Annotated in this window: 21 protein-coding genes; 13 read left to right on the top strand and 8 right to left on the bottom strand. The window is 72.7% G+C overall.

Translation table 11 applies throughout. From position 1 onward, the window contains the following. Positions 1-247: 247 nt before the first annotated feature. The 6 genes from ACZ4TW_RS09375 (at position 248) to ACZ4TW_RS09350 (ending at position 6,330) form a co-directional block, all read left to right on the top strand. Positions 248-1,201 carry a carbohydrate ABC transporter permease gene (locus ACZ4TW_RS09375; RefSeq protein ID WP_465542316.1) on the top strand — a complete coding sequence of 318 codons (954 nt, stop codon included), beginning with the start codon at positions 248-250 and terminating at the stop codon, positions 1,199-1,201. 20 nt (positions 1,202-1,221) lie between these two features. Continuing rightward, positions 1,222-1,992, top strand: coding sequence for a carbohydrate ABC transporter permease (locus ACZ4TW_RS09370; RefSeq protein ID WP_465542314.1), 771 nt, complete (start codon positions 1,222-1,224; stop codon positions 1,990-1,992). Between the two features lie 34 nt (positions 1,993-2,026). Then, complete coding sequence (locus ACZ4TW_RS09365; protein WP_465542313.1) at positions 2,027-3,073, top strand: Gfo/Idh/MocA family protein; 1,047 nt, start codon at positions 2,027-2,029, stop codon at positions 3,071-3,073. Beyond that, positions 3,070-3,852: a hypothetical protein gene (locus tag ACZ4TW_RS09360; RefSeq protein WP_465542311.1), complete on the top strand. Its 783-nt coding sequence runs from the start codon at positions 3,070-3,072 to the stop codon at positions 3,850-3,852. The genes ACZ4TW_RS09365 and ACZ4TW_RS09360 overlap by 4 nt, the downstream gene beginning before the upstream one ends. 40 nt (positions 3,853-3,892) lie before the next feature. Beyond that, complete coding sequence (locus ACZ4TW_RS09355) at positions 3,893-5,185, top strand: endo-1,4-beta-xylanase (protein ID WP_465542309.1); 1,293 nt, start codon at positions 3,893-3,895, stop codon at positions 5,183-5,185. Between the two features lie 74 nt (positions 5,186-5,259). Next, positions 5,260-6,330: a LacI family DNA-binding transcriptional regulator gene (locus ACZ4TW_RS09350; RefSeq protein WP_465542307.1), complete on the top strand. Its 1,071-nt coding sequence runs from the start codon at positions 5,260-5,262 to the stop codon at positions 6,328-6,330. On the opposite strand, the gene ACZ4TW_RS09345 is transcribed toward ACZ4TW_RS09350, so the two are convergent. From ACZ4TW_RS09345 to aceB, 5 genes are all read right to left on the bottom strand, one after another. Beyond that, positions 6,285-7,187: a hypothetical protein gene (locus ACZ4TW_RS09345; protein WP_465542305.1), complete on the bottom strand. Its 903-nt coding sequence runs from the start codon at positions 7,185-7,187 to the stop codon at positions 6,285-6,287. The two genes, ACZ4TW_RS09350 and ACZ4TW_RS09345, sit on opposite strands and share 46 nt — an antisense overlap. 136 nt (positions 7,188-7,323) lie before the next feature. Then, positions 7,324-8,601, bottom strand: coding sequence for a saccharopine dehydrogenase family protein (locus ACZ4TW_RS09340; protein ID WP_465542303.1), 1,278 nt, complete (start codon positions 8,599-8,601; stop codon positions 7,324-7,326). 17 nt (positions 8,602-8,618) lie between these two features. After that, positions 8,619-9,506: a bifunctional allantoicase/(S)-ureidoglycine aminohydrolase gene (locus tag ACZ4TW_RS09335; RefSeq protein ID WP_465542302.1), complete on the bottom strand. Its 888-nt coding sequence runs from the start codon at positions 9,504-9,506 to the stop codon at positions 8,619-8,621. After that, positions 9,503-10,783, bottom strand: a complete 1,281-nt coding sequence (locus tag ACZ4TW_RS09330) for a DUF6986 family protein (protein WP_465542325.1) — start codon at positions 10,781-10,783, stop codon at positions 9,503-9,505. Before ACZ4TW_RS09330 ends, ACZ4TW_RS09335 begins: the two co-directional genes overlap by 4 nt. A gap of 2 nt (positions 10,784-10,785) precedes the next feature. Next, on the bottom strand, positions 10,786-12,387 hold the full coding sequence (gene aceB / locus ACZ4TW_RS09325; RefSeq protein ID WP_465542300.1) for a malate synthase A: 1,602 nt from the start codon (positions 12,385-12,387) through the stop codon (positions 10,786-10,788). Between the two features lie 139 nt (positions 12,388-12,526). On the opposite strand from aceB, the gene ACZ4TW_RS09320 reads away from it, so the two are divergent. The 3 genes from ACZ4TW_RS09320 to xdhC are packed head-to-tail and all read left to right on the top strand — an operon-like array spanning position 12,527 to position 17,318. Continuing rightward, positions 12,527-14,029: a xanthine dehydrogenase small subunit gene (locus tag ACZ4TW_RS09320; RefSeq protein ID WP_465542298.1), complete on the top strand. Its 1,503-nt coding sequence runs from the start codon at positions 12,527-12,529 to the stop codon at positions 14,027-14,029. After that, positions 14,026-16,494, top strand: a complete 2,469-nt coding sequence (gene xdhB, locus ACZ4TW_RS09315) for a xanthine dehydrogenase molybdopterin binding subunit (RefSeq protein ID WP_465542296.1) — start codon at positions 14,026-14,028, stop codon at positions 16,492-16,494. Before ACZ4TW_RS09320 ends, xdhB begins: the two co-directional genes overlap by 4 nt. A gap of 11 nt (positions 16,495-16,505) precedes the next feature. Then, entirely contained in the window at positions 16,506-17,318 is an 813-nt protein-coding gene (xdhC, locus tag ACZ4TW_RS09310) for a xanthine dehydrogenase accessory protein XdhC (protein ID WP_465542295.1), read from the top strand. Between the two features lie 138 nt (positions 17,319-17,456). Here xdhC and ACZ4TW_RS09305 read toward each other — a convergent pair whose 3' ends face one another. The 3 genes from ACZ4TW_RS09305 to ACZ4TW_RS09295 form a co-directional block, all read right to left on the bottom strand. Next, a complete protein-coding gene (locus tag ACZ4TW_RS09305) occupies positions 17,457-18,278 on the bottom strand; it encodes a phosphatase PAP2 family protein (RefSeq protein ID WP_465542293.1) in 822 nt (273 codons plus the stop codon). Between the two features lie 140 nt (positions 18,279-18,418). Next, the gene (locus tag ACZ4TW_RS09300) at positions 18,419-19,690 is read right to left on the bottom strand and encodes a multidrug effflux MFS transporter (RefSeq protein WP_465542291.1); all 1,272 of its coding nucleotides are present in this window, start codon (positions 19,688-19,690) and stop codon (positions 18,419-18,421) included. A gap of 188 nt (positions 19,691-19,878) precedes the next feature. Beyond that, entirely contained in the window at positions 19,879-21,069 is a 1,191-nt protein-coding gene (locus ACZ4TW_RS09295; RefSeq protein ID WP_465542289.1) for an ROK family transcriptional regulator, read from the bottom strand. Between the two features lie 143 nt (positions 21,070-21,212). Between ACZ4TW_RS09295 and ACZ4TW_RS09290 the strand changes: the two genes are divergently transcribed. The 4 genes from ACZ4TW_RS09290 to ACZ4TW_RS09275 are packed head-to-tail and all read left to right on the top strand — an operon-like array spanning position 21,213 to position 26,817. Next, entirely contained in the window at positions 21,213-22,505 is a 1,293-nt protein-coding gene (locus ACZ4TW_RS09290) for an ABC transporter substrate-binding protein (RefSeq protein ID WP_465542287.1), read from the top strand. A 4-nt stretch (positions 22,506-22,509) separates the two neighbouring features. Beyond that, a complete protein-coding gene (locus tag ACZ4TW_RS09285) occupies positions 22,510-23,508 on the top strand; it encodes a carbohydrate ABC transporter permease (RefSeq protein WP_465542285.1) in 999 nt (332 codons plus the stop codon). A 1-nt stretch (position 23,509) separates the two neighbouring features. After that, complete coding sequence (locus tag ACZ4TW_RS09280; protein ID WP_465542283.1) at positions 23,510-24,412, top strand: carbohydrate ABC transporter permease; 903 nt, start codon at positions 23,510-23,512, stop codon at positions 24,410-24,412. Beyond that, on the top strand, positions 24,409-26,817 hold the full coding sequence (locus ACZ4TW_RS09275) for a beta-xylosidase/alpha-l-arabinosidase (RefSeq protein WP_465542282.1): 2,409 nt from the start codon (positions 24,409-24,411) through the stop codon (positions 26,815-26,817). Before ACZ4TW_RS09280 ends, ACZ4TW_RS09275 begins: the two co-directional genes overlap by 4 nt. Positions 26,818-26,919: the final 102 nt, after the last annotated feature.

Below are 26,919 nucleotides of genomic sequence, written 5' to 3'. Positions count from 1 at the left end.
TTCGCACTCCACGCCGGCCGGCTTCCCTGGCCTCGGGCGACGCTCGCCGTCGCGCTGATCGTGTTCGCGGGCTCGGCCGGGCTGCTGGCCTCGGGGGGGGGGGGGGGGGGGGGGGGGGGGGGGGGCCCCCACCCCCCCCCCCCCCCCCCCCCCCCCCCCCCCCATCCCCCCCCCCCCCCCCCCCCCCCCCCCCACCCCCCTGACCTCCCCGGCAGTGCAGCCGGGCAAGAAACGCAAAGGAGCGGACGTGGTCACCACCGAATCCCTCACCGACCTCGAGCCGGTCGTGAGCAGCGGCAGCGTCGCCGCCGACGTCGCACGGCGCCGCAAGGGACGCCGGCAGCTCAACCCGCACGGCCTCCCCTGGATCCTGCCGGGCCTCGTGCTCTCGGTGGGCGTCCTCTACTACTGCATCGGCTACACCGCCGTCATCTCGACGTGGGACTGGGACGGCATCAGCCCGAACCCCGAGCAGGTCGGCCTGCGCAACTACCAGCAGATGTTCGCCGACCCGGTGTTCTGGGGTGCCATCCGCAACACCATCGTCTTCTTCGTCGTCACGTTCACCGTGCAGACCGCCCTCGGGCTGCTGTTCGCCGTGCTGCTCCACTCGCGGATCAAGCTCGCCGTGCTGTACAAGGTCATCATCTTCATCCCGGTGGTCCTCGCGCCCGCCATCATGGCGCCGGTCTTCCGCCTCTTCTTCGCTGCCGACGGCCAGTTCAACTGGATCCTCGAGCACATCGGGCTCGGCGCGTACACGCAGCCCTGGCTCGGTCAGTCGAGCACGGCGCTCTGGGTGCTGATGGCGATCACGGTCTGGCAGTGGACGGGCCTGACCTTCGTCCTCTACTACGCGGCCATGGGCCAGATCGACCAGTCGATCCTGGAGGCGGCCCGAATCGACGGTGCCGGCAACCTGCGGATCATCTGGAGCATCATCTGGCCCGGCGTACGCGGCACGACGGTGGCGCTCGCGATGCTCGGCGCGATCGGCGCACTGAAGACGTTCGACTGGCCCTGGCTGGTGACGGTGGCCGGGCCGAATCACGCCACCGAGTTCCTCGGCACGATCATCTACCGGCAGACCATCCCGAATTACCACGTCGGCTACGGAGCAGCGGTGTCGATCCTGCTGCTGGTGCTCGCGCTCGTGCTGGCCATCATCCTGCAAGTCCGCGGCCGCGAGAGGACCCGCTGATCATGTTCGAGGTACGTTCCGTGCCCGGGAGAATCGGGCTCCAACTGCTCGTCACGCTGCTCACGATCCCGTTCCTGCTGCCGCTGATCGCGATGGTCCAGGGTTCCCTGGCGGGCTCCGGTCTGGGCAACTACGCCGCGGTGCTGAGCGTCGGCCGCATCTGGGACTTCTTCCTCAGTTCGGCGATCATCGCGATCGGCGTCATCGTGCTCGTGTACGTGGTGACGATGCTGACCGCCTACGGTTTCGCGAAGTTCCGCATCCCCGGCAAGGAGGTCTACTTCTGGCTGCTGCTGGCGTGCCTGACGCTGCCCGAAGTGGTCCTGCTCGCCCCGCTGTTCGCGACGGCGGTGTCGACCGGCACCTATGACACGTATTGGGCGGTCATCCTGCCGCTCGCCGCGCTGCAGGTGCCCTTCGCGGTGCTGCTCGTCCGCAACTTCATCATGGGAATCCCCGACGAGTTGTTCGAAGCGGCGCGCGTCGACGGCGCGAACTCCTTCCGCGGGTTCCTCTACCTGGTCATCCCGCTGACGCGGCCGATCGCGGCCGCCGTGCTGATCTTCACGCTCATCGGCGCCTGGAACAACTACCTGCTGCCGCTCGTGTTCCTGCAGGATCCCGCGAAGCAGACGATCACGCTGCTGCCGTCGTACTTCATCGGACAGTTCAGCAACGACCAGACGAAGGTCCTCGCCTCGGCCGTGCTGACGGCGATCCCCGAGGTGGTCGCGTACCTGTGCCTCCAGCGCCTGTTCGAGCGCGGGCTCGCGGCGGGAGCGATCAAGTGATCGGCGCGAGCACCACGTCCGACCGGGGTGGAGGGTGACCCCGGTCGGGGTCGGCTTCATCGGTGCGGGACCCGTCGTTCAGGCCATCCACCTGCCGACCCTCGCCCGCATGCCCGAGCTGTTCCGTCCCCGTCACGTGATGGACGTCGACGCGAGCGTCGCCGCGCGGGTCGCGGCCGGAGTGGGCGCCTTCTCGTCATCCGACCTCGAGACCCTGCTCGCCGATCCGGCGGTCGAGGTGGTCGTCATCGCGAGTCCCCACCGGTTCCACGCCGACCAGGTCGAGCGGGTCTGCCGGGCAGGGGTGCGTGCGGTGCTATGCGAGAAGCCCCTGGCCCTCGACCCGGACGGGCTGGCGCGCGTGCAGCGGATCGCGGCCGAGACCGAGGTTCCGGTGTTCGTCGGCGCCATGCACGTGTTCGATCCCGCCTGGACCGCCGTCGACTCCCTCGCGCCTGGATTCGCGCCGCACACCATCCGGTCGTCGATCGTGCTCACCCCGAACGCGCGGTCGGAGGAGTACGCGTCGGAGGTGATCGCGCGCCCCGCCGAGCACGAGATCGACCCGGAAGACCCGCAGCAGGTCGCGGATCTCCTGTACGGCATCGTCATGGGGCTCGCCATCCACGACCTTCCGCTGATCAGGGCGCTCTGCCCGGCCGACGAGGTGACGGTGCTGAGCGCCGAGGTGCCACCGAGCGGCGGCTACCGCATCACCGCGGTGGCCGGTGGAACCCGGCTGGTCCTCACGGCGGTCAAGACCGAGCGGTGGCGCCCCGAGTGGCGCCTGGAGGCATGGGAGCCGGAACGCAGCCTGACGATGGAGTTCCCTCCCCCGTACGTGCACGCCGGGTCGGGCATCGCCCGGTTCAGCGACGGCGAGCGCAGCGTCGAGCTCGCGTCAACGGGGACGAACGGCTACGAACAGGAGTGGCGGACGCTTGCGGCCGTGATCGACGGTTCGGCCCAGTACCACGGCCTCGGACCGGCCCTTGCGGATGCGCGATTCGCGATCGCCATCGCCGAGGGTGCCGCCGCTGTGGGATCCCGCGTCGTGACTCGGCGGAGGGAGGCATCGTGACCGCGCGGCTCACCATACGCGTCGCCGACGACCTCGCCTCGGCCGTGCACCCGGTCGTCGCGACGATGCCCCTGTCGGTGACCCTCGCCGACCGGCGCGAGCCTGCCGACATCGAGGTGGTCTCGGGCGCGCGAGGTTGGCCTCAACGGCTCGAGGCGACCACCGCGTCCAAGGGCGTGCTCGTCGTCGAGCCGGCGGCGGAGCCCGCCCCCGCCACGCACGATCACGGCGCCCGTTCGGTGTTGATCGGCACCGCGTGGCGGCACGCCGACCTGGTCTCGCGGGCGGCCGACGAGATCCGCACGTTGCTTCGACCGCACGCCCTCCTCGAATGCCATGCCATCGCCCCGCCCGGACGCGGCGGGGGCGACCTGCTGCTGTCGCAGCTCGGGCTGCTGCGCTCCCTGGGCCTGCCTGCCCGGTCGCTGCATCGCATGCTCGACGACGAGCACGGACACGAGGCGGTCGCCGAACTCGGCGACGCGGTGCGCGTCGGCCTCAGCGCCATCCGGTCGACCGCTGCCTCGCCGATGGTCCACCTGGCGCTGGTCGACAGCGCAGGCAGCGTCTCGCTCACGCTTCCCTCAGGGCCGGATGGGCGCCCCGGAACCCTGCTCATCGAGGACGAGCACGGCCTCCGGCGCGTCGCCGCACCGTTCGAGAGCGGCCTGCGCAGCGCGCTCCGGACCCTGCGCGGTCTCGTCGCCGGAGCGGAGACCCGGAACGAGCTCACGGGGTACGTCGCCGACGCCGCCCTGGTGGCCACTCCCGCACGTTAGGGCGACGTCTGGTCGCTCGGTACACAGAAAGAGAAACAGGATGGTCGTCATCAACAACCTCGCACGCACGATCCCGGTGCACCGTCGCGCCGACGCGAGGATCATCGTCCACCGTGCCGATGGATCGCCGCTCGCGTCGACCCCGGTGCGGGTCGAGCAGGTCGGGCACGCCTTCGGATTCGGCAACATCGGATTCGACTTCCTCCCCCTTGCCAACGCGGAGACGGAGCCCGACCCGGTCGCCGCTCGCATCGAGACGTTCGGCGGAGCGAGCATCGACCAGCTCGAGTCGCTCGCCGACCTGTGGCTGGAGCTGTTCAACACGGCGACGCTGCCGTTCTACTGGGGACGCTTCGAGCCGGAGCGCGGGCGACCCGACACGTTGCGACTGCGCAGGACGGCGGAGTGGTTCCGCGACCGGGGCGTCGCGGTGAAGGGCCATCCGCTCGTCTGGCACACCGTGACGGCGCCATGGCTCCTCGACCTGTCGCTCGACGAGATCGAAGCGGCCCAACGGCACCGCATCCGGCGCGACGTCTCCGAGTTCGCGGGCCTGATCGACACCTGGGACGCGATCAACGAGGTCGTGATCATGCCCGTCTTCGACCGCGAGGACAACGGCATCACCCGGCTCGCGTACGACCGCGGACGGATCGCGATGATCCGGATGGCGTTCGAGGAGGCGCGAGCGGCCAACCCGAACGCGTTCCTGCTGCTCAACGACTGGGATCTCTCGTCGGCGTACGAGTGCCTCATCGAGGGCGTGCTCGAGGCGGGGATCAGGATCGACGCCCTGGGCCTGCAGACCCACATGCACAAGGGGTACCGCGGCGAGGACGAGATCCTCGCCACCGTCGACCGGTTCGCCCGGTTCGGCCTGCCGATCCACATGACCGAGTCGACGTTGCTGTCGGGCCCGAACATGCCGTCGCACATCACCGACCTGAACGACTACCGCGTCTCCGAGTGGCCCTCGTCGCCGGAGGGCGAGGAACAGCAGGCGGATGAGATCTCCCGCCACTACCGCTCCCTGGTCGGGCATCCGGCAGTCGAATCGATCACCTACTGGGGGCTCACCGACAACGGGTCGTGGCTCGGAGCACCCGGCGGGCTGGTCCGCGCCGATGGATCGCCGAAGCCGTCGTACGAGGTGCTGCGCGGCCTGATCAAGGGCGAGTGGTGGCTGCCGCCGACGGAGGAGCGCACCGACGAGCACGGCGTGGTGGAGGTGTCGGGCTTCGTCGGCGACTACCGCATCAGCGTGGGCGACGAGTCCGCGACGGTCGCGCTGACGGTGGCCGGCCCGGCCGACTACTCGGTCACCGTCGACTGAAGATCGCGCCCGCCGGGTACGGCGGTGCCGCTGGGGTACAGTGGCCGCGGAGGCGCGAGGAGGGACGGGGACGCATGGGGGCCACGCTGCACGACGTCGCGCGGCTGGCAGGCGTCTCCATCAAGACCGTCTCGAACGTCGTCCATGACTATCCGCATGTGCGGGCCGAGACGCGCGAGCGCGTGCGCAGCGCGATCCGCGAGCTCGGATACCGTCCGAACGTCTCGGCTCGCGGGTTGCGCTCCGGGCGCACCGGCGTCATCGGGCTCGCCGTGCCGGCCCTGCGCGAGAACTACTTCGCCGAACTCGCCGACGCGGTGATCCGAGCCGCCGAGCAGCGCGGCCTCAGCGTGCTGATCGAGCAGACCAACGGCGACCGCGACAAGGAACTGGCTTCGCTGAGCGGCGGGAAGCTCCACCTCACCGACGGGCTGCTGTTCAGCCCCGTCAGCCTCGGCCAGGCCGATGCGGATGCCCTCGACGTGTCGATCCCGCTGGTCCTGCTGGGTGAGCGGATCTTCGGCGGCCCGACGGATCACGTGACCATGCACAACGTCACCTCCGCGCGTGCGGCGGTGGAACACCTCCTCGGCCTCGGTCGCACGCGTATCGCCCTGATCGGCGCACCGGCACCGGCCGACGGCGACGCGAGCTCCGGATCACTTCGGCTGGACGGGTACCGGCAGGCGTTGGCGGCCATGGGCATCGGCGAGGATCCCCGGCTGATCCGCGTCGCGCAGCCGTGGAACCGCGAGACCGGAGCGGCAGCCACCTGGCGCATGATCGACGAGGGAGTGCCCTTCGACGCGGTCTTCGCCCTGAACGACACCCTCGGCCTGGGCGTGCTGCGTTCGCTCCGCGAGGCGGGCATGCGCGTTCCGGAGGACGTCGCGGTCATCGGCTTCGACAACATCGACGAGTCGCGCTTCTCGGTGCCCTCGTTGTCGAGCGTCGATCCCGGGCGCGACGAGATCGCGGAGATGGCCGTCGAGCTGCTGCTGGAGCGCATCCTCGAGAAGGGGGAGCGACGGCCGCCACGCCAGCTCAAGCCGGAGTTCCGGATCGAGGTGCGCGAGTCCACGGGTGGGGTGGCACCGCCTCACGAGCCGGGCGTCGGCACCGCGATGGTCTCGTCCGGCGCCTGATCCTCGTCATCGGCGGTGAAGACGTAGTCGCCGGATGCATCGAGCTCGGGCCGCAGGCGCCCGTCGGCGAGCGCGGCGAACGCCTCCCTCGAGGCCTTGCGCAGCGCTGCGGCCGCGCGCGGGTCGGCGGCGCGCACGCCCTCGAAGTCGGCCACGAGTCGCAGCCCGCCCTCCGCGCGCCACGCGGGCTGCGGCATCCGGCCGAGCGCCCTCGCGACGCGCGGCGACCGCAGTCGCCAGCGCACCTCGAACCGGTCGCTGCGGTCGCCGCCCGAGATGGCGTCGCGCAGCTCGCCGTAGAAGTCGGCGTGGTAGGCGATCACCTCGGCGCCGAGCCGCACGAGGTTCATGCGCGCGTTGCGGCGGATGAGCGGGTCGTACGTCCAGCGCACCTCGTCGACGCCGTGCTCGAGGCAGACGGCCCGCTGTCGGAGCTTCAGCGCGACGCCGATCCCCCGCCCTCGGGCGCTCGGGTCCACCGCGTTCATATGCGAGTGCACGTGGAGGCCGCCGGCCCAGCCGAGGAAGCCGAGCGCGGCACCGAGCGGCACGTCGTCGGGTCCGGCGAGCTCGCCCGCGGCATCCGCTCGACCCGGCGCCGGCACGGCCACCAGCACCGTGTTGCCCGCGTGATCGATCGCCTTCAGCGACGCGAGGTCGACCGTGCGGCCGGCGCCCCAGGTCGCGTCGAACCTGGCGAGCGCGCCTGCGAGCTCGTCTGGGCGCGCGGCCCGCGTCACGATGCCGGCGCGCAGATCGGTCTCGTCGGCGAGCGCGTGCGCGTCCGCCGCCGCCCGCGCCCAGCCCTCCGCTGCGCCGGGCACCGACGCGGGGCCTCCGCTCGCGCCATCCGTCATGACCGCGACCCTATCGCGCCGCCGTTGCGCCCCTCGCCTGCGCCTCGTCCTCCCGGATCGACCCGCCGACGAGGGGTCGCAACATGCCGTCCGACGCGTCGAGCGCGCGGCATGTCGCGACCCCTCGGCACGCCGCTCAGCGCGCGAGCCGGTCCTCCATGCCCCACGGCTGCCCGTACCCGCCGTCGGCCTCGGCACGCGCCATGAGGTCGAGGAACGGCTCGGCGTCGAACGCCTCGGGCCCGAGCACGCCGACGCCCGACCACGCGCCGGTCGCGAGCAGCTCGAGCGCGATCACCGGGTTCAGGGCGGTCTGCCATACGACGCACTGCGCCCCGTACTCGCGCATCGTCCACTCGTTGTCGCTGACGTGGTACAGGTACACCTCGCGCGGCGCGCCGTCGGTGCCGCGGCCGGTCACCCAGAGCCCGGCGCACGTCTTGCCGGTCATGCGCGGGCCGATCGTCGCGGGGTCGGGCAGCGCGGCGGCCACCACGTCGCGCGGCGCGACCTCGACCGGGCCCGCGGCGCTGCGGACGCGCACCGGCGCCGTCGAGTCGAGTCCGAGCAGGTGCAGGGTCTTCAGCACGCCGATGAACTCGTCGCCGAGGCCGTACTTGAAGGTGACCCGCTTCGCGTCGACCCAGCGCGGCATCAGGAGCACCTCCTCGTGCTCGACGTTCACGCACTCGACCGGCCCGATGCCGTCGGGGAACTCGAACACCTCGGGCTCGCTGAACGGCGGGGTGGTGAACCATCCGCGGTCCTTCTCCCACACCACGGGTGGGTTCAGGCACTCCTCGATCGTGGTCCAGATCGAGAAGGATGGCGCGAAGACCTCGTTGCCCTCCTCGTCGCGCACGACCAGGTTCGCGCCGTCGCGCGTGCCGAGCTCGTCGATCTCGCTGAAGAGGCGGTCGGCGGCGTACCGGGCGAACACGTCGGAGAGCCCGGGCTCGACGCCCATGCCGACGAGCGCGAGCCGCCCCGCCCGCTCCCAGTCGTCGGCCTGCGCGAACTGGTCGTCGCCGAGCTTCACGCCCGTCTCGGCGTAGGGGTCGGTCGGGTGCGGCTCGGAGAGGCTCATGGCCATGTCGAGGTAGTCGGCGCCCGCGGCGAGCGCACCGGCGAAGATCGAGGGCACGAACTTCGGCTCGACCGCGTTCATCACGTGCGTGACGCGGTGGTCGCGGGCGACGGATGCCACGACCTCGGGATCGCTCGCATCGATCCGTGCCGTGGCGAACCGCGCAGCGACCGCGTCGCCGTGCCGGTCGGCGATCCAGTCGACCGTGCGACGTGCGCGGGACTCGTCGTAGTCGCTCACGACCATGAGCTCGAAGAAGTCGCGGCGGGCGGCGATCCTGGCGATGGCATCGCCGACGCCCCCCGCACCGATGAGGAGGATTCGCATGCCGTGAACGCTAGCCGTCAGCGCTCGAATTGTCCACTTGGATAATTCGAGAAGGCGGCGCTCGACAGGTGCCCGCCGCCGCCACCGGCGTCGCCGAGCCGCACCTGGCGGTTGACGTCCTTGTACAGCAGGTAACGGAACGGCCCCGGCCCGCCGGCGTAGCAGGCCTGCGGGCAGAACGCCCGGAGCCACATGAAGTCGCCCGCCTCCACCTCGATCCAGTCGTCGTTCAGCCGGTACACGCCCTTGCCCTCGAGCACGAAGAGGCCGTGCTCCATGACGTGCGTCTCGGCGAACGGGATCGACCCGCCTGGCTGGAACGTCACGATGTTCACGTGCATGTCGTGGGCGAGGTCGTCGGGGTCGACGAAGCGGCTCGTCGCCCACGCGCCATCCGTGTCGGGCATCGGCACCGGCTGCACGGCCTGGTCGCTCGTCACGAACGACGTGGCCGTGTGGCCCTCGAGCGGTTCGTACGCCTTGCGGATCCAGTGGAAGCTCACGGCCTCCTCGCCGGCGTTCACGATCGACCACCGCTCGCCCGCGGCCAGGTACGCGTACCCGCCCGGCCCGAGCACGTGCTGCTCGCGCTCGGCCTCGAGCGTGAGGGTGAGCTCACCGGACGTCACGAACACGACGCCCTCGACGCCGGCCTCCTGCTCGGGCCGCTCGGCGCCCCCGCCCGACCCGATCTCGACGATGAGCTGCGAGAAGGTCGTCGCGAAACCCGCGATCGGGCGCGCGAGGATCCACGAGCGGGTCCTCGTGAACCCCGGCAGCCGACTCGTGACGATGTCACGCAGCACGCCCTTCGGGATGAACGTGTACGCCGGCGTCACGATCGCGCGGTCGGTGAGGAGCTCGGTCTGGGCGGGCAGCCCGCCCGCCGGGGTGAAGTAGCTCACGTCGCCTCCTGGTCGGTGGTGATGGGTGCGCGCGCCCGCGGATGCGCCAGCCGTGCGAGCGTCGCCTCGTCGTACCCCGTGTCGACCGCGACCTCGGCGGCCGGGATGGCCCCGCAGCGGATGGCGCGGAGCACGAACCCGGCGAGGGCGCGCACCGTCGCCGGCTCGTCGAGCACGTCGCCCGCGGCCTGCACCCGGTGGCGCGCCAGGCGTGCGGCCGCCCCGGGGTACCCGTCGAGGTAGAACGCGTAGGTCGCGAGGAACCGCGTCGGCAGCTGGTTCGGGTGCAGGTCCCAGCCCTGCGGGAAGCCGAGCTCGAGCGAGCGCCGCACGAGCCGGGCGTGCAGGCGCCACGCGGCCAGGGCGCGGTCGCCGACGGGCAGCACGTTGGTCGAGCCATCCGACAGCCGGATGCCGGTGCCCGCGACGGCGACCTGCATCGCGTGCTTCGCGAAGTCCGCCGCCGGGTGCTCCATCGACTGCTGCGCGGGCGCGATGCCCAGGGCCGCGCTGTAGTCGTACGTGCCGTAGTGCAGGCCGCTGATCCGGCCCGGCGCCGCCAACGGCAGCCGCGCGACCGGCGCGAGCCCGTCGGCGCCGAGGATCAGCTGCGGCGTCTCGACCTGCACCTCGAACCGCAGCCGGCCGGGGTCGAGCCCCAGGGCGCGCTCGAGCGCGGTCGCGACCTCGGCCATCGCCTCCACCTGCGCGACCGCCGACACCTTCGGCAGCGTGAGCGCGAGCCCGGCGGGCAGGCCGCCGTGCTCGACGAGCGCGGTGACGAACAGGTCGAGCGTGCGGATGCCGCGGGCTCGCGTCGCGGCCTCGAACGACTTGAACCGGATGCCGATGCTGGGCGGCGCGAAGTGCGCGCCCTCGGCCGCGATGACGCGCTTCGCCGCGCGCACGGCGTCGGCGTCCTCGACGTCGTCGCCCCGGTCGCCGTAGCCGTCCTCGAAGTCGATGCGCAGGTCCTCGATCGGCTCCCGCGCGAGCTTGTCGCGCACGCGGGATGCCGCCACCGCCGCGATCACCGGGTCGAGGCCGATCGAGCGCGCGAGCGCCTCCATCCCGCCCGCCGCCTCGGCGGCGGCGAGCGCCTCCCGCCCCCACACCGTCGGCAGCTCGGGCGTGTAGCGGTCGGCCGGCACGTAGACCGTGTGCACCGGCTGTCGCGACCCGTCGTCGCCCGGGTACGCCGTGGCGAGCAGCGCGTCGGTGGCCGCGAGACGGGCGTCGGCGGCGGCGAGGTCGGTTGCGGTGAGCGCGGTGCGCACGCTCACTCCAGCAGCTCGTAGGCGGGCAGGGTGAGGAAGTCGACGTAGTCGTCGGAGAGGCAGAACTCGGCGACGAGCCGGGCCGCGGGCTCGTAGTGTGCGGCGAACCGGTCGGGCGGCACCTCGGCGCGGAGCGCGGCGACCTCCTCGTCGAGCACCTCGCGCACGAGCTCGGGCGTGAGCCGGCGGCCGGTGTCGGCGAGCACGGTGTCGTGCCGCAGCTGCTGCCACACCTGCGAACGCGAGATCTCGGCGGTCGCGGCGTCCTCCATGAGGCTGTGCAGCGCCACCGCGCCGTTGCCCGAGAGCCACACCGCGAGGTAGGCCACCGCGACCGAGAGGTTCGTGCGCAGGCCCGCCTCGGTGACCCGGCCGCCCATCGCGGCGACGTCGAGCAGGTCGGCCGACGTGACCGACACCTCCGGGCGCTGCCGGTCGAGCTGGTTCGGCCGGTCGCCCAGCACGCCGTCGAACACCTCGCGGCACACGGGCACGAGGTCGGGGTGCGCGACCCATGAGCCGTCGAACCCGTCGTCCGCCTCGCGGGTCTTGTCGGCGCGCACCTTCTCGAACGCGACCGCGGTCGCCTCGGGGTCGGCCCGGTTCGGCACGAACGCCGCCATGCCGCCCATCGCGAACGCACCGCGGCGGTGGCAGGTCTGCACGAGCAGCTCGGTGTAGGCCCGCATGAACGGCGCCGTCATCGACACCGATGCTCGATCGGGCACGACGAATTCGGGGCCGGCGTCGCGGAACACCTTGATGATGCTGAAGAGGTAGTCCCAGCGACCGGCGTTCAGGCCCGAGGCGTGCTCGCGCAGCTCGTACAGGATCTCGTCCATCTCGAACGCGGCCGGGATCGTCTCGATGAGCACCGTCGCGCGGATGCTCCCGGCGGGCAGCGCCATCCGCTCCTCGGCGAGCGTGAACACGTCGTTCCAGAGGCGCGCCTCGAGGTGCGACTCGAGCTTCGGCAGGTAGTAGAACGGGCCGTCGCCGTTGTCGATGACCAGTTGCGCGGTGTGGAACAGGTGCAGCCCGAAGTCGACGAGCGACGCCGACGCGCGCTCGCCGTCGATCAGTACGTGCTTCTCGGGCAGGTGCCATCCGCGGGGCCTCGTGACCACGGTCGGGCGGCGCACGTCGTCGCGCAGCGCGTAGGCCTTGCCCTCGGGTGACGTGAAGGCGAGCGTGCCGCGAGCCGCGTCGCGCAGGTTCCGCACGCTGCCGACGATGTTCGTCCAGGTGGGGCTGCACGCATCCTCGAGGTCGGCGAGCCACACCTTCGCGCCGGAGTTCAGCGCGTTGATCGCCATCTTCGCCGGCGCGGCGGGGCCGGTGATCTCCACGCGCCGGTCGGCGAGCGCGGGCGGCGGGGGCGGCACGCGCCAGTCGCCGGCACGGACGTCGGCCGTCTCGGCGAGGAAGTCGAGGCGTTCCTCGCCCCGCGCGATCCGGTCTCGGCGCGTGCGGCGGGCCGCCAGCAGCTCCCGGCGGCGCGCGTCGAAGCGGTGATGCAGCTCCTCCACGAACGCGAGCGCGTCCGGCGCGAGGATCTCCTCGCTGCCCGCGACGTCGTCGGCACGGGCGATCTCGACGGCCATCCGGCTGCCTCTCCCCTCCGGTGGAGCCCTCGGCCGGGCGCTCCACACGCTGCCCTCATCTTCGCGCACCGACCACCGCGGCGCCACGGGATCGGGGCCGTTTCCGCGGCGTAGACTCGCGGAAACGGGGGGTGTGCGTATGGAAGCGACGTCGGTGACCGTCAACGGTCGGGCGTGCGCGCTGCACGACGTCAGCCCGCACACGACGGCACTCGACTGGTTGCGCGCGCATGGCCTCACCGGCGCGAAGGAGGGCTGCGCCGAGGGCGAGTGCGGCGCGTGCTCGGTGCTCGTGGCGACGCCCGACGGCGACGGCGGTACCGCGTGGACGCCCGTGAACTCGTGCCTCGTGCCCGTCGCCGCACTCGACGGCCAGGAGGTGGTCACCGCCGAGGGGCTCGGCACGCCCGAGCACCTGCACCCCGTGCAGGAGGCGCTCGCCGCGGGCGGCGGATCGCAGTGCGGATACTGCACGCCGGGGTTCGCGTGCAGCATGGCGGCAGAGTTCTACCGTGCCGGCAGGGGGCGAGCGGATGGCGCGGCCGACGCGCCGGCGGACACTTCCGACGAGCACGCCGTCGGCCCCAACGGCTTCGACCTGCACGCGCTGAGCGGCAACCTGTGCCGTTGCACGGGCTACCGCCCGATCCGCGATGCGGCGTACGCGCTCGGCGACCCCGCTCCCGCCGACCCGCTCGCCGAGCGGCGGGCGCGACCCGCGCCCGACGTCGTCCCGACCGTGCTCGACGCCGGCGGAGCGCGGTTCGTCCGGCCGTCCTCGCTCGACGAGGCGCTCGCGCTGCTCGCCGACGAGCCCGACGCGATGGTGGTCGCCGGCTGCACCGACTGGGGGGTCGAGGTGAACCTGCGGGGCCGGCGGGCGCCGCTCACGGTCGCGATCGAGCGGCTGCCCGAGCTGCTCGGGTTCGAGGTCGGCGCCGACGGAGCCATCGAGCTCGGCGCGGCGCTCCCGTTGTCCGAGGTCGAGCGGCGTCTCGGCGGGCGCATCCCGCTGCTCGCCGAGCTGTTCCCGCAGTTCGCGTCGCCGCTCATCCGCAACCGCGCCACGATCGGCGGCAACCTCGGCACCGCGTCGCCCATCGGCGATGCCGCGCCCGCGCTGCTCGCGCTCGGCGCGCGGCTCGTGCTCGTCTCGCGCGACGGCGAGCGCGAGGTCGACCTCGACGAGTACTTCACGGGCTACCGGCAGACGGTGCGCCGTGCCGGCGAGCTCATCCGCGCCGTCCGCATCCCGGCGCCGGTCGCCCGGGCCGGTGGGGCGACCCTGACCGCGTTCCACAAGGTCGCCAAGCGCCGCTACGACGACATCTCGAGCGTCGCCGTCGGCTTCGCGATCGACCTCGACGCGGGGGGCACGGTGTCGGCCGCGCGCATCGGGCTGGGCGGCGTCGCCGCGACGCCCATCCGCGCCCGCGCTGCCGAGGCCGCCCTGGTCGGGCGCGGGTGGAACCTCGAGACCGTCCGCGACGCGGCATCCGTGCTGGGCGGCGAGGGCACCCCGATGTCCGACCACCGCGCGAGCGCCGACTACCGTGCGCTCATGCTGAACCGGGCCCTGCTCAAGCTCTTCCGCACCGGCCCGGCCGCGCCTGCCGCCCGCCGCGAGGAGGTGCCGGCATGAGCGGGCTCGCCGATCGCCCGCCCGAGCCCGTCGTCGGCCGGCCGCTCCCCCACGAGAGCGCGCCGCGGCACGTCACCGGCACGGCGATCTACACCGACGACCTCGCCGCCGGTCGCCGCGACGTGCTCACCGCGTGGCCCGTGCAGTCCGAGCACGCGCACGCGCTCGTCACGCTCGACGTCGCACCGGCGCTCGACGTGCCGGGCGTGATTCGCGTGCTCACCGCGGCCGATGTGCCCGGCGAGAACGACGCCGGCGCCAAGCACGACGAGCCGCTCTTCCCGTCCGAGGCGATGTTCCACGGGCACGCGCTGTGCTGGGTGCTCGGCGAGACGCCCGAGGCCGCCCGGCTCGGCGCGGCCGCCGTGCGCGTCGAGTCGGTGCCGCTGCCGTCGATCGTCACGATCGCCGACGCGATCGACGCCGGCTCGTTCCAGGGCATCGCGCCGACCGTGCGACGCGGCGACGCGGCATCCGCCCTCGAGCGCGCCCCCCACGTCGTCGAGGGCGAGAGCGTCGTCGGCGGGCAGGAGCACTTCTACCTCGAGACGCACGCGTCGCTCGCGCACGTCGACTCCGAGGGGCAGGTGTTCGTCGAGTCGAGCACGCAGCATCCTTCGGAGACGCAGGAGATCGTGGCGCACGTGCTCGGCGTGCCGAACCACCGCGTCACCGTGCAGTCGCTGCGGCTCGGCGGCGGGTTCGGCGGCAAGGAGATGCAGCCGCACGGCTTCGCGGCGATCGCCGCGCTCGGGGCGACGCTCACCGGCCGGCCCGTGCGCGTGCGCCTCACCCGCACGCAGGACCTCACGATGACCGGCAAGCGGCACCCGTTCCACGCGGCCTGGCGCGCCGGCTTCGACGACGACGGGCGCATCCTCGCGCTCGAGGCGACGCTGACCTCCGACGGCGGCTGGTGCCTCGACCTGTCGGAACCCGTGCTCGGCCGCGCGCTGTGCCACGTCGACAACGCGTACTGGATCCCCGACATCACGGTGCTGGGCCGCATCGCGAAGACGAACAAGACCTCGCAGACCGCGTTCCGCGGCTTCGGCGGGCCGCAGGGCATGTTCGTGATCGAGGACATCCTCGGTCGCGTCGCACCGCTGCTCGGCATCGACGCCGCGACGCTGCGCGAGCGCAACCTCTACCGCGAGGGCCAGACGACGCCCTACGGGCAGCCCGTGCGGCACGCGCAACGGCTGCACGACGCGTGGGCGCGCGTGCGGACCGAATCCGCATTCGACGAGCGCCGGGCCGCGATCGCCGCGTTCAACGCCGACAGCCCCGACGTCAAGCGCGCGCTCGCGATCACGCCCGTGAAGTTCGGCATCTCGTTCACGTTCACCGCGTACAACCAGGCCGGCGCGCTCGTGCACGTCTACAGGGACGGATCGGTGCTCGTGAACCACGGCGGCACCGAACTGGGCCAGGGCCTGCACACCAAGATGCTGCAGGTCGCCACCACGGCGCTCGGCCTGCCGATGTCGGCGGTGCGGCTGGCCCCGACCCGCACCGACAAGGTGCCCAACACGTCGGCCACGGCCGCGTCGAGCGGCGCCGACCTCAACGGCGCGGCGGTCAGGCACGCGTGCGAGCAGATCCGCTCGCGCCTGACGCCGGTCGCCGCGCGCCTCCTCGGCGTCGCGGAACGCGAGGTGCGCTTCCACGACGGCCGGGTCTCCGGCGCCGACCCCGACGGCATGTCGCTCGAGTTCTTCGAGGTGGTCGAGGCCGCGTACGCCGATCGCGTGCAGCTGTTCGCCGCCGGGTTCTACCGGACCGAGGGGCTCGGATGGGAGCCCGGCAGCATGCAGGGCACCCCGTTCAAGTACTTCGCGTACGGCGTCGCCGCCGCCGAGGTCGAGGTCGACGGCTTCACGGGCGCCACGCGCACCCGCCGCGTCGACATCGTGCACGACGTCGGCGACTCGCTCTCGCCGCTGATCGACCTGGGCCAGGTCGAGGGCGGGTTCATGCAGGGTGCCGGATGGCTCACGCTCGAGGAGCTGCGCTGGGACGAGTCCGACGGGCCGGGCCGCGGCCGCCTGCTCACGCAGTCGGCGAGCACGTACAAGCTGCCGAGCTTCTCCGAACTGCCCGACGAGCTGAACGTGCACTTCCTCGAGCGGGCCGCCGAGGACGGCGCGGTCTACGGCGGGAAGGCCGTCGGCGAGCCGCCGCTCATGCTCGCGTTCAGCGTGCGCGAGGCGATCCGAGAGGCCGTCGCCGCATTCGGGCCCGACGGGCACAGCGTCGAGCTCGCCTCGCCCGCGACGCCCGAGGCGGTGTTCTGGGCGATCGAGGCGGCGCGGTCGGCGCTCGACCGCGAGGAGGCTGGGGCCGCGGGAGCGGGTGCGGTTGGCGGTTCCGGTGCCTCGGTCGGTGCCGATGCCGGCGCCGGCGTCCCGCTCGCCGACGCGGGGTTCGCCGCCGCCCGCCGCTCGGAACGCGCGGAGCACTGAGCGGGGCATCGATGGACTGGGTCGACGCGGTCCAGCGGCTGCGTGCCGAGCGGCGCGCCGGCGTGATCGTCACGCTCGCCATGGTGCGCGGGCATGCGCCCCGCAACGGCGGCGCCAAGATGGTCGTCGCCGACGCGGAGTCGTTCGGCACGGTCGGCGGCGGCAACCTCGAACGCACCGCGCTCGAGCGCGCGCGGGCGATGCTCGCCGAGCGCGTCGCGGAGCCGGAGCTGCTCACGCTGACGCTGAGCGACAAGGCCGTCACCGACTACGGCGTGCAGTGCTGCGGAGGAGAGGTCACCATGCTGCTGGAACCCCTGCCGGTCGTGCCCGTGGTCGCGGTCTTCGGCATCGGCCATGTCGGGCTCGAGCTGGCCCGGATCCTCGCGCGCCATCCGATCGAGTTGCACCTCGTCGACTCGCGGAGCGAGATGCTGGCGCCGGATCGGCTCGACGTGCTCGACGACGCGGTCGCCACCGTCGAGGTGCATCGGCGCCCCGTGCCCGAGACGGCCCTCGCCGACCTGCCGACCGGCGCGCACGTGCTCGTCATGACCCACGACCACGCCGAGGACCTGGCGATCGTCGACACCGCCCTCCGGACCTCCGGCGTCGCCTCGATCGGCCTCATCGGCTCGCGCTCGAAGTGGGCGCGGTTCCGCACGCAGCTCGCGTCGGCCGGACACGACGAACCCGCGCTCGAGCGAGTGACGTCGCCGATCGGCATCGACGGCATCCGCTCGAAGGAGCCGGCCGCGATCGCCGTGAGCGTCGCCGCCCGCACCCTGGAGCTCATCGAGGAGGCGGTCCCCGCCGCCGACTGACCGCGCAGCGGCCGCCGGCGCGCCGCGTCCATTCCGGCGGATATACGATCCGCCGCGCCGGTCCCAGGTCGCAGACCGCGGGGTGCCGGATCGTATATCCGCCGGAATGAACCAACCGGGGCTGCTCGCCCGGCGCGGCTACGCGGCGGGCGGCTCCGCCCGCGGGCGCGCCGGCGGCGTGATGTGCGACTGCGCGAGCGCCGCGTTCCGCTCGGCGATGATCGCCGCGCGCCGCAGCCGCTCCGCCTCGAGCTTGCGGGCGAAGACCGTCCACACGAGCAGCGCCATCCCGGCCCCGACGAGCGCGCCGCCGATCGTGTCGGTGAGCCAGTGCGCCCCCACGTAGGTGCGACTGACCGCCATGAGCGCCGTGTAGATCGCGCCGGCGATCCACACCCAGCGCTTGGGCGCGATGATGCCGATGGCCACGGCGATCGTGGCGGCGTTCGCGACGTGGCCCGAGGGGAACGACCCGAAGTCGGCGATCACGAGGATGTCCTCGGGGCGGGCGCGTCCGAACAGGTTCTTGAGCACCTGGACCATCAGCGCGCTCGCCGCCGACGCGACGATGAAGTACAGCGCCGCCCACGGCCTTCGCACCACGAGCAGGATCACGGCCGTCGCGATCGGCACGACGAACACGCCCATGATGCCGCCGCCGAGCCGGTCCATCCCGAACGCGACGATGTCGCCGATGCCGCCGCGCAGCTCGAAGAGGTCTTCGGCCCACTCCTCGTCGGCCTCGAACGGCAGCCCGTCGGCGCGCAGGACGATGATGAGGCCGAGCACCGCCGCGATGATGACGGCGGCGATGCCGGCCGCGAACGGCACGAACCGCCCGACGTACTCGGTGCGGGCTCGGCGCGCGGCGGGCCGGAGGTCGTCGCCCTTCTCGGGCGTGCGGCCGGACTCGCTGGTCGTCGTGCCCTCGGGTCCCTGGTCGGTTCCGGGTGCGCTCATCCCCTCACGCTAGTCGGCGTTCGGCGATCCGCCGGGACCTCGGACGCCGCGTGGCCGCCGTTCGCGCGACGCGCTATCCTCCGCCCTGCGACGACGAGCGGATGGCGCGGCGCGCGGCACGCGCCATCCGCTCGTCGCAGTCAGTCGGAGAGGGCCGGTACCGTCGCCGGTCGCACCAGCGCCCACACCGCGACGATCGCGATCACGGCCGCACCGGCCATGACGACGGCCATCGGCACCGCGCTGCCCACCCCGAGGAGGCCGACGAGCGGCGAGATGGCGCCGGCCAGGCCGAAGTTGAGCGCACCGAGCAGCGACGCGGCCGTGCCGGCCTCGGCACCGTGGTTGGCGAGCGCGAGCACCTGCACCGCGGGGAAGGTGAAGCCGCAGGCGGCGATGTAGATCCACAGCGGGATGGCGGTGCCCCAGAACCCGGCGCCCGCGCCGTCGAGCACGATGATCGCGATCGCCATAGCGAGGTGCACGACCGTCGTGCCGGCGATCACGTACTGCGGCGGCACCGGGCCGCGGATGAGCCGCGACGACACCTGCACGCCGGCGACGACGCCGATCGAGTTGACCGCGAAGAGCAGGCCGTACTCCTGCGCCGTGAAGTCGTACACCTGCTGGAACAGGAAGGACGACGTCGACAGGTACGCGAACAGGCCCGTGAACGTCATGCCGCCGATGAGCGCCGCGCCGAGGTAGATGCGGTCGCGGAACAGCGCCCGGTAGCGCTGGGCGACCGACGAGTGGCCCGCGACGTGGCGGCCCGACTCGGGCAGGGTCTCGACGATGAAGAACCCGACGGCGACCACGACGACCAGGCCGTACGCGGCGAGGACCCAGAAGACGCCGCGCCAGTCCATGACCTGGAGCAGCTGCGAGCCGATGACGGGGGCGAGCACGGGCGCGAGGCCGTTGACCAGCGCGAGGCGCGACAGCATGCGCACGAGCGGCTTGCCGCCGAACAGGTCGCGCACCATCGCCATCGCCACCACGCCGCCGGCGGCGGCGCCGAAGCCCTGCAGCAGGCGGAACACGATGAGCCACGTGATGTCGGGCGCGAGCGCCGCCGCGACGGATGCCGCGATGTGCAGCGCCGTCGAGAGCATGAGCGGGAGGCGGCGACCGACCTTGTCGCTCCACGGGCCGACGATGAGCTGGCCCAGGCCGAAGCCGATCATGGTTCCGGTGAGCGTGATCTGGATCGCCGCGGCGTTCACGCCGAGCTCGGCCTCGAGTGCCGGGAAGGCCGGCAGGTAGAGGTCGATCGTGAAGGGCCCGAGCGCGGTGAGCGCGCCGAGGACGAGCACGTAGACGAGGCGCTGGCGACGGCTGAGCAGGTCGCCCGGATGCCGCGGCGCGGTGTAGTCGTCGGGCCGGACGATGGGGATGGAAGCGGTGGACATGAAGTTCCCGAGGCGTGCTGGAGTGCGGACGTGGGTGCGGATGCCTCGAGCGCGCGCCGTCGGGCGCCGGGCGAACGAAAGCGGCGCCCGCGTGGGGCGCCGCCGTGAGCGATCTCGGCCGCCATGGCCTCGAATCGATTCGACTGCCTTCGATTGTAGCGATTCACCCCCGGGGACGCGCAAGTCGGTCAGCCTGCTGCGGCGAGCGGATCCGCGAGGAGGCCGGCGAACGCCGCCTCCGCCGCGCCGATCATGAGGCGGTCCTCGCCGAGCGCCGCCACGCGCACGTCGACATCCTCGGCCGCCGCCGGCATCGCCTGGGCGGCCACCTCGGCGGGCAGCGCGGCCGGGTCCAGCTCGGCGAGCGTCGCGAGGAACCCGCCCAGGATCACGAGCGACGGGTTCAGCACGTTCACCGCGTTCGCGAGCGCCGTCGCGAGGATGCGCCGCTGCCGATCGAGCTCCTCGGCGACGCGCGCGGCGTCGGCGGCGGGCCCGTCGAGGGCCGAGCGGATGGCGGCGGCCAGCGTCGGCTCGTCGGCGGCGCGCAGTCCGACCGCCTCGAGCAGGCGGGCACGGCTGACCTCGTCCTCGAGCACGCCGCCATTCGCTCGCCGGTCGCCGGATGACGCGATCCCCGGCCGGTTCTGGCCGAACTCGCCCGCGTAGCCGCTCGTGCCGCCGACCGGACGGCCGTGCACGATCAGCCCGCCGCCGATGCCGCTCGCGCCGCCGTTGAGGTAGACGAGGTCGTCGACGCCGCGGCCGGCGCCGAACAGGTGCTCGGCGATGGCTCCGAGGCTCGCGTCGTTGCCGACGGTGGTGGGCAGGCCCGTCGACTCCTCCACGAACGCGCGGACGGGCGCGTCGCGCCATTCGAGGTGCGGTGCGAAGCGCACGAGGCCGTCCGACGCGCGCACGAGCCCGGGCACCGCGAGCCCGACGCCGGCGAATCGCGCGTGCGCGAGATCGCCCGCACGCCAGCGCGCGATCGCGTCGGCGACCAGCCTCGCCGTCTCGTCGGGAGCGACCAGGTGGTCGACCTCGATGCGCTCGCGCGCCTCGATCCGGCCGCCGAGCCCGACCGCGGCGATGGTGACGGCATCGACCTCGGGGTTCACGGCGACGGCGACGAAGCGCGGGTCGGGCGCGACCACGGGCGACGGCCGCCCCACGCGATTGGTCGGATCGGGCGCCCGCTCCTCGGCCAGCCCGAGGTCGACGAGCTCGCCGGCCAGGGCGGCGATCGTCGAGCGGTTGAGGCCAGTGAGCGCCGTGAGCCGCGCACGCGAGAGCGGCCCTTCGAGGTGCACGAGGCCGAGCACGCGCGCGAGGTTGCGGCGATGCACGCCGTCGAAGCTGCCGGATCGGTCACCCACGCGACCACTCTAGGTTCGCGGGAGCGCCGAACGGGCTCGACGCGCCAAATTTGTTGTGCTTGACGTCATATCGGTTGGCGCGTATATTCGAGGCGTCCTAGTCACTTTCGACATGAACGTCGAAACTTTCGAGAGGTTCAATGATGAACAGACGCAGCTCCACGCGGCTCGTCACCCTCACCGCGGCGGCCGGCCTCGCCATCGCCTCGCTGGCCGGCTGCAGCGCCGGAGGAGACGACGGTGCCGACGGCGAGGTCACCCTCACCTGGTGGCACAACGGCACGACCGGCCCCCTCCCCCAGGTGTGGGAGGAGGTGGCACAGGAGTTCGAGGCCGAGCACCCGGGCATCAACGTCGAGCAGACCGGCTACCAGAACGAGGAGCTCCAGCGCACCCTGATCCCGAACGCGCTGGCGGCCGGCGACCCGCCGGACCTCTTCCAGGTGTGGCCGGGAGGCGAACTCCGCGACCAGGTCGAGAACGGCTACCTCATGCCGCTCGACGACGAGCTCGGCGACACCATCGACAGCGTCGGCGCCACCATCACCCCGTGGCAGGTCGACGGCGAGACGTACGGCATCCCGTTCACGTTCGGCGTGGAGGGCATCTGGTACAACACCGACCTGTTCGAGCAGGCCGGCATCACGGCGCCGCCCACGACCCTCGACGAGCTGGTCGACGCGGTCGAGAAGCTCAAGAGCGCCGGCATCACGCCCATCGCCGTCGGCGCCGGTGACAAGTGGCCCGCCGCCCACTGGTGGTACCAGTTCGCGCTGCACTCCTGCTCGCCCGAGGTGCTGCAGGCCGCCGAGGCCGAGGCCGACTTCAGCGACGAGTGCTGGGTGCAGGCCGGTGAGCAGCTCGAGGAGTTCCTCGCGATCGAACCGTTCCAGGAGGGCTTCCTCGGCACCCCCGCACAGCAGGGCGCCGGCAGCTCGGCAGGTCTCATCGCCAACGGTCAGGCCGCGATGGAGCTCATGGGCCACTGGAACGCCGGCGTGATCGGCGGGCTCACGCCCGACGAGGAAGTGCCTGAGTTCCTCGGCTGGTTCCCCTTCCCCGGCATTCCCGACGCGGCCGGCGACCCGACCGCGGCGCTCGGCGGCGGCGACGGCTACGGCTGCTCGTCCGAGGCGCCCCCGGAGTGCGCCGAGCTGCTCGAGTACATCATGAGCGAAGAGGTCCAGGCGAAGTTCGCCGCCAGCGGCTCCGGTATCCCCACGGTGCCCGCCGCGACCGAATCCCTCGAGGACGAGAACCTCAAGGCCGTGGCCGAGGGCCTGGCGAACGCCTCGTTCGTGCAGCTCTGGTTCGACACCGCCTTCGGCACGACGGTCGGCAACGCCATGAACGAGGGCATCACGAACCTCTTCGGCGGCGCGGGCTCGCCCGAGGACATCGTCACCAAGATGCAGGACGCCGCGGCGACGCAGTAGCACCATGACCGCAGTCCTGAACCCGGCCGGGCCCGCGACCTCCGCGGGCCCGGCCCCCGCCCCGGGCGCCCGGCGCCGGCGCTCCTCGTCGGGCCGCCAGCGCCTCGAGATCGCCGTGCTGGTCGGGCCCGCCCTCGTCCTCTTCCTCGGCTTCGTGATCCTGCCGGTGATCCTCGCCGCGGTGTACAGCCTCTACAACCTGCCGCCCGCCTTCCGATGGGAGCACCTGGCGGACCCCGAGCGCTTCATCGGCTTGGCCAACTACGAGCGCGCGTTCTCGAGCCCCGAGTTCATCCGCGCGATCGGGAACAACTTCCTCATCCTGGTGTTCTCGCTCGCGATCCAGGGTCCGCTCGCGATCGGCATCGCGCTGCTCCTCAACCGGCCGATGCGCGGCCGCGCCGCGCTGCGGCTCCTGATCTTCGTCCCGTACGTGCTCGCCGAGGTCATCGCGGGCCTCTCCTGGAAGCTGCTGCTGCAGCCGGGCGGCGGCGTCAACGCGGCCCTCGAGGCCGTCGGCCTCGGCGAGCTGCAGCGCAACTGGCTCGCCGACCCCGAGATCGCGCTCTGGACGCTGTTCTTCATCCTCACCTGGAAGTACCTCGGCTTCGCGATCATCCTGATGCTCGCCGGCCTGCAGGGGGTCCCCGAGGAGCTCTCCGAGGCGGCCGCCATCGACGGCGCCAACTGGTGGCAGATCCAACGTCACATCACGATCCCGCTGCTCGGACCCACCATCCGGATCTGGGCCTTCCTGTCGATGATCGGCGCGCTCCAGCTCTTCGACATGGTCTGGGTGACCGTCGCACCGACGGTGCGCAGCATGTCGACCGAGACCATGGCGACCTACATGGTGCAGCAGGGCCAGTTCGCCGGCCAGCCCGGATACGGCAGCGCCATCGCCGTGATCCTCTTCTTCATCTCGCTCATCGTGGCGCTCGTGTACCAGCGCCTCGCCCTCCGCCGCGACCTCGCCGGAGCCATCACCCGAGGAGTGCGCTGACATGAGCGCCACCACCGCCATCACCACCGGCCGGGCGCCGGACGACCTGCCCGACCGTCGCCCCGCCGGGCGCCGGTTCGACTGGGGCCAGCCCTTCGTCTACCTCGTCGCGCTCGTCGTCGCGGCCGTCGCCATCGGGCCGGTCCTGTACGTGTTCATCGGCGGGTTCCGCACGACCGCCGACCTCAACGCCGACCCGGCGGGGCTGCCCGACCCGTGGACCCTGCAGAACTGGGCCACGGTGCTCGGCGCCCCGCGGTTCTGGGGCAACGTGTTCGCGAGCGTCGTGCTCGCCGCCGGGACCACGCTCGGCGTCGTCATCGTCGGCATCATGGCCGCCTTCGTGATCGCCCGCTACGACTTCCGCGGCCGCGAGGGGCTCTACACGCTCTTCGCCGCCGGGCTGATGTTCCCGCTCACCGTCGCCGCGCTGCCGCTCACCCTGCTCCTGCGCACGCTGGGGCTGCACGGCACGTACCTCGGGGTGATCATCCCGTCGATCGCCTTCGCGCTGCCGACGACGATCATCATCCTGGTGCCGTTCCTCCGCGCCATCCCCGACGAGCTCGAGGAGGCCGCGCAGATCGACGGCGCCTCGCGCCTCGGGTTCTTCTGGCGCATCCTGCTGCCGTTGTCGATGCCGGGCCTCGTCACGGTCGGCGTGCTCGCGTTCGTCGGCAGCTGGAACGGCTACCTGCTGCCGCTGCTCGTGATCAGCACGGGCACGCTCCCGCAGGACCTCTGGCCGCTGCCGCTCGGGGTCACCCAGTTCTCCACCCAGTACTCACAGGACACCGCCGCCGTGCTCGCGTACACCTCGCTCGCCATGATCCCCGCCCTCGTGTTCTTCCTCGCCGCGGAGCGCCGCATCGTCGGCGGCCTGCAGGGGGCGGTGAAGGGATGACCGCGTTCGACGAGACCGCGACGACGGATGTCGCATGGCGCGACGCCGCCCGCCCGCGCGACGAGCGCGTCGACGCGCTCATCGCCGCGATGACGCTCGACGAGAAGCTCGCGCAGCTGTACGGCGTCTGGGTCGGCGCATCCGACGAGGGCGGCGACGTCGCCCCGCACCAGCACGACCTCGACGACCACGTCGACCTCGAGGCGCTGCTTCCCGCCGGCCTCGGCCAGCTGACGCGGCCCTTCGGCACTGCCCCCGTCGACGCGGCGGTCGGTGCGCTCTCGCTCGCGCGAACGCAGGAGCGCATCGCGGCGGCCAACCGCTTCGGCATCCCCGCGATCGCGCACGAGGAGTGCCTCGCCGGCTTCGCAGCGTGGGGCGCCACGGCGTACCCCGTGCCGCTGTCGTGGGGCGCGACCTTCGACCCGGCGCTGGTCGAGCGGATGGCGCGGCGCATCGGCGAGGACATGCGCTCGGTCGGCGTGCACCAGGGGTTGGCTCCGGTGCTCGACGTCGTCCGCGACGCGCGCTGGGGTCGGGTCGAGGAGACGATCGGCGAGGACCCGTACCTCGTGGCGACCGTGGGCACCGCGTACGTGCGCGGGCTCGAGTCATCCGGCATCGTCTCGACCCTCAAGCACTTCGTCGGCTACTCGGCGTCGAAGGCGGGGCGCAACCTCGCCCCGGTGTCGATCGGCCCGCGCGAGCTCGCCGACGTGCTCCTTCCGCCGTTCGAGATGGCGGTGCGCGAGGGCGGCGCCCGAAGCGTCATGAACTCGTACTCCGACCTCGACGGGGTGCCGTCGGCCGCCGATCGGCGGCTGCTCACCGAGCTCCTGCGCGAGACCTGGGGCTTCGACGGCACGGTCGTCGCCGACTACTTCGCGGTCGCGTTCCTCAGGCTGCTGCACGGCGTGGCCGACACGTGGGCGGATGCCGCGGGCGCGGCGCTCGCGGCCGGCATCGACGTCGAGCTGCCCACCGTCAAGGCGTTCGGCGAACCGCTGCGCGCGGCGGTCGCGGCGGGCGCGATCGACGCGGCGCTCGTCGACACCGCGCTTCGGCGCGTGCTGCGGCAGAAGGCCGACCTCGGCCTGCTCGACCCCGACTGGTCACCGGTCCCGCCGGCGCTGGCGGGCATCGAGGGGACGGATGCCGCGGCCGTCCGCGGCACGATCGACCTCGACCCTCCCGCCAACCGCGAGCTGGCGCGCGAGCTCGCCGAGCGCGCGATCGTGCTCGTCCGCAACGACGGCACGCTGCCGCTCGCCGCCGACGGCCGGGCGGACGCGCCATCCGTCATCGCGATCATCGGCCCGAACGCCGACGACCCGTACGCCATGCTCGGCTGCTACTCGTTCCCCACGCACGTCGTGAGCCAGCACCCGGGCGTCGAGATCGGCATCCGCATCCCGACCCTGCTCGACGCGATCCGGGCCGAGTTCCCCGGCAGCGACATCCGCCACGCCCTCGGCACCACGGTCGACGGCGGCGAGACCGACGGGATCGCGGACGCCGCGGCGCTGGCCGCGACGGCCGACGTCGTCGTGCTCGCGCTCGGCGATCGCGCGGGGCTGTTCGGCCGGGGCACGAGCGGCGAGGGCTGCGACGCCGAGTCGCTCGACCTGCCGGGCGCGCAGCAGCGGCTCGTCGACGCGGTGCTCGACACGGGCACGCCGACCGTGCTCGCCCTGCTGGCCGGCCGGCCGTACGCGCTCGGACGGGCGACGACGGAGGCCGCCGGCATCGTGCAGGCGTTCTTCGCGGGCGAGGAGGGCGCGGGCGCGATCGCCGGCGTGCTGAGCGGGCGCGTCGACCCGTCGGGCCGGTTGCCGGTCTCGATCCCGGCCACGCCCGGCTCGCAGCCCACCACCTACCTCGCGGCGCCGCTCGCGCGAGCGAGCGAGGTGTCGAACGTCGACCCGACCGCGGCGTACCCGTTCGGCCACGGTCTCGGCTACACGACGTTCGACTGGGAGTCGTTCGCCGGCGAGGAGGACGAGATCGCGACGGACGGGGCGGCGAGCGTGCGGCTCCGGCTGCGCAACACCGGCTCGCGCGCCGGCACCGAGGTCGTGCAGCTCTACCTGCACGACCCGGTCGCCTCGGTCGTTCGCCCGGTGCAGCGGCTCATCGGGTTCGCCCGGGTCTCGCTCGACCCGGGTGCCGCCGCCGACGTCTGGTTCACCGTGCCCGCCGACCTGGCATCGTTCACGTCGCGCTCCGGCGAGCGGATCGTGGAGCCCGGCGACCTGGTGCTGAGCGCCGGCCGCTCGGCCGGCGACCTCGTGCACGCGCACACCGTCCGCCTCATCGGGCCGACGCGCGTGGTCGACCACCGCCGGCGCCTGCACCCCGTCATCGACGTCGAACCGAGCCCCGTGGCGGCGCCCACGACGGGCTGAGCACCGTGACGGTCCGGCGGATGGCGCCCCTCCGCGCCATCCGCCGGACCCTCGTGTCCGGAGACCCCGCACCACCGTCATCGCACCACCCGACCGCGCAAA

The organism is Agromyces sp. NPDC029043 (assembly GCF_055564615.1).
This window is presented reverse-complemented; position numbering and strand designations above follow the sequence as displayed.

Coding starts and splice junctions, on each gene's coding strand:
- ACZ4TW_RS09355 (WP_465542309.1), top strand. CDS start 3,893: ATGGTCGTCATCAACAACCTCGCACGCACGATCCCGGTGCACCGTCGC.
- ACZ4TW_RS09350 (WP_465542307.1), top strand. CDS start 5,260: ATGGGGGCCACGCTGCACGACGTCGCGCGGCTGGCAGGCGTCTCCATC.
- ACZ4TW_RS09345 (WP_465542305.1), bottom strand. CDS start 7,187: ATGACGGATGGCGCGAGCGGAGGCCCCGCGTCGGTGCCCGGCGCAGCG.
- ACZ4TW_RS09340 (WP_465542303.1), bottom strand. CDS start 8,601: ATGCGAATCCTCCTCATCGGTGCGGGGGGCGTCGGCGATGCCATCGCC.
- aceB (WP_465542300.1), bottom strand. CDS start 12,387: ATGGCCGTCGAGATCGCCCGTGCCGACGACGTCGCGGGCAGCGAGGAG.
- ACZ4TW_RS09320 (WP_465542298.1), top strand. CDS start 12,527: ATGGAAGCGACGTCGGTGACCGTCAACGGTCGGGCGTGCGCGCTGCAC.
- xdhB (WP_465542296.1), top strand. CDS start 14,026: ATGAGCGGGCTCGCCGATCGCCCGCCCGAGCCCGTCGTCGGCCGGCCG.
- xdhC (WP_465542295.1), top strand. CDS start 16,506: ATGGACTGGGTCGACGCGGTCCAGCGGCTGCGTGCCGAGCGGCGCGCC.
- ACZ4TW_RS09305 (WP_465542293.1), bottom strand. CDS start 18,278: ATGAGCGCACCCGGAACCGACCAGGGACCCGAGGGCACGACGACCAGC.
- ACZ4TW_RS09300 (WP_465542291.1), bottom strand. CDS start 19,690: ATGTCCACCGCTTCCATCCCCATCGTCCGGCCCGACGACTACACCGCG.
- ACZ4TW_RS09290 (WP_465542287.1), top strand. CDS start 21,213: ATGAACAGACGCAGCTCCACGCGGCTCGTCACCCTCACCGCGGCGGCC.
- ACZ4TW_RS09285 (WP_465542285.1), top strand. CDS start 22,510: ATGACCGCAGTCCTGAACCCGGCCGGGCCCGCGACCTCCGCGGGCCCG.
- ACZ4TW_RS09280 (WP_465542283.1), top strand. CDS start 23,510: ATGAGCGCCACCACCGCCATCACCACCGGCCGGGCGCCGGACGACCTG.
- ACZ4TW_RS09275 (WP_465542282.1), top strand. CDS start 24,409: ATGACCGCGTTCGACGAGACCGCGACGACGGATGTCGCATGGCGCGAC.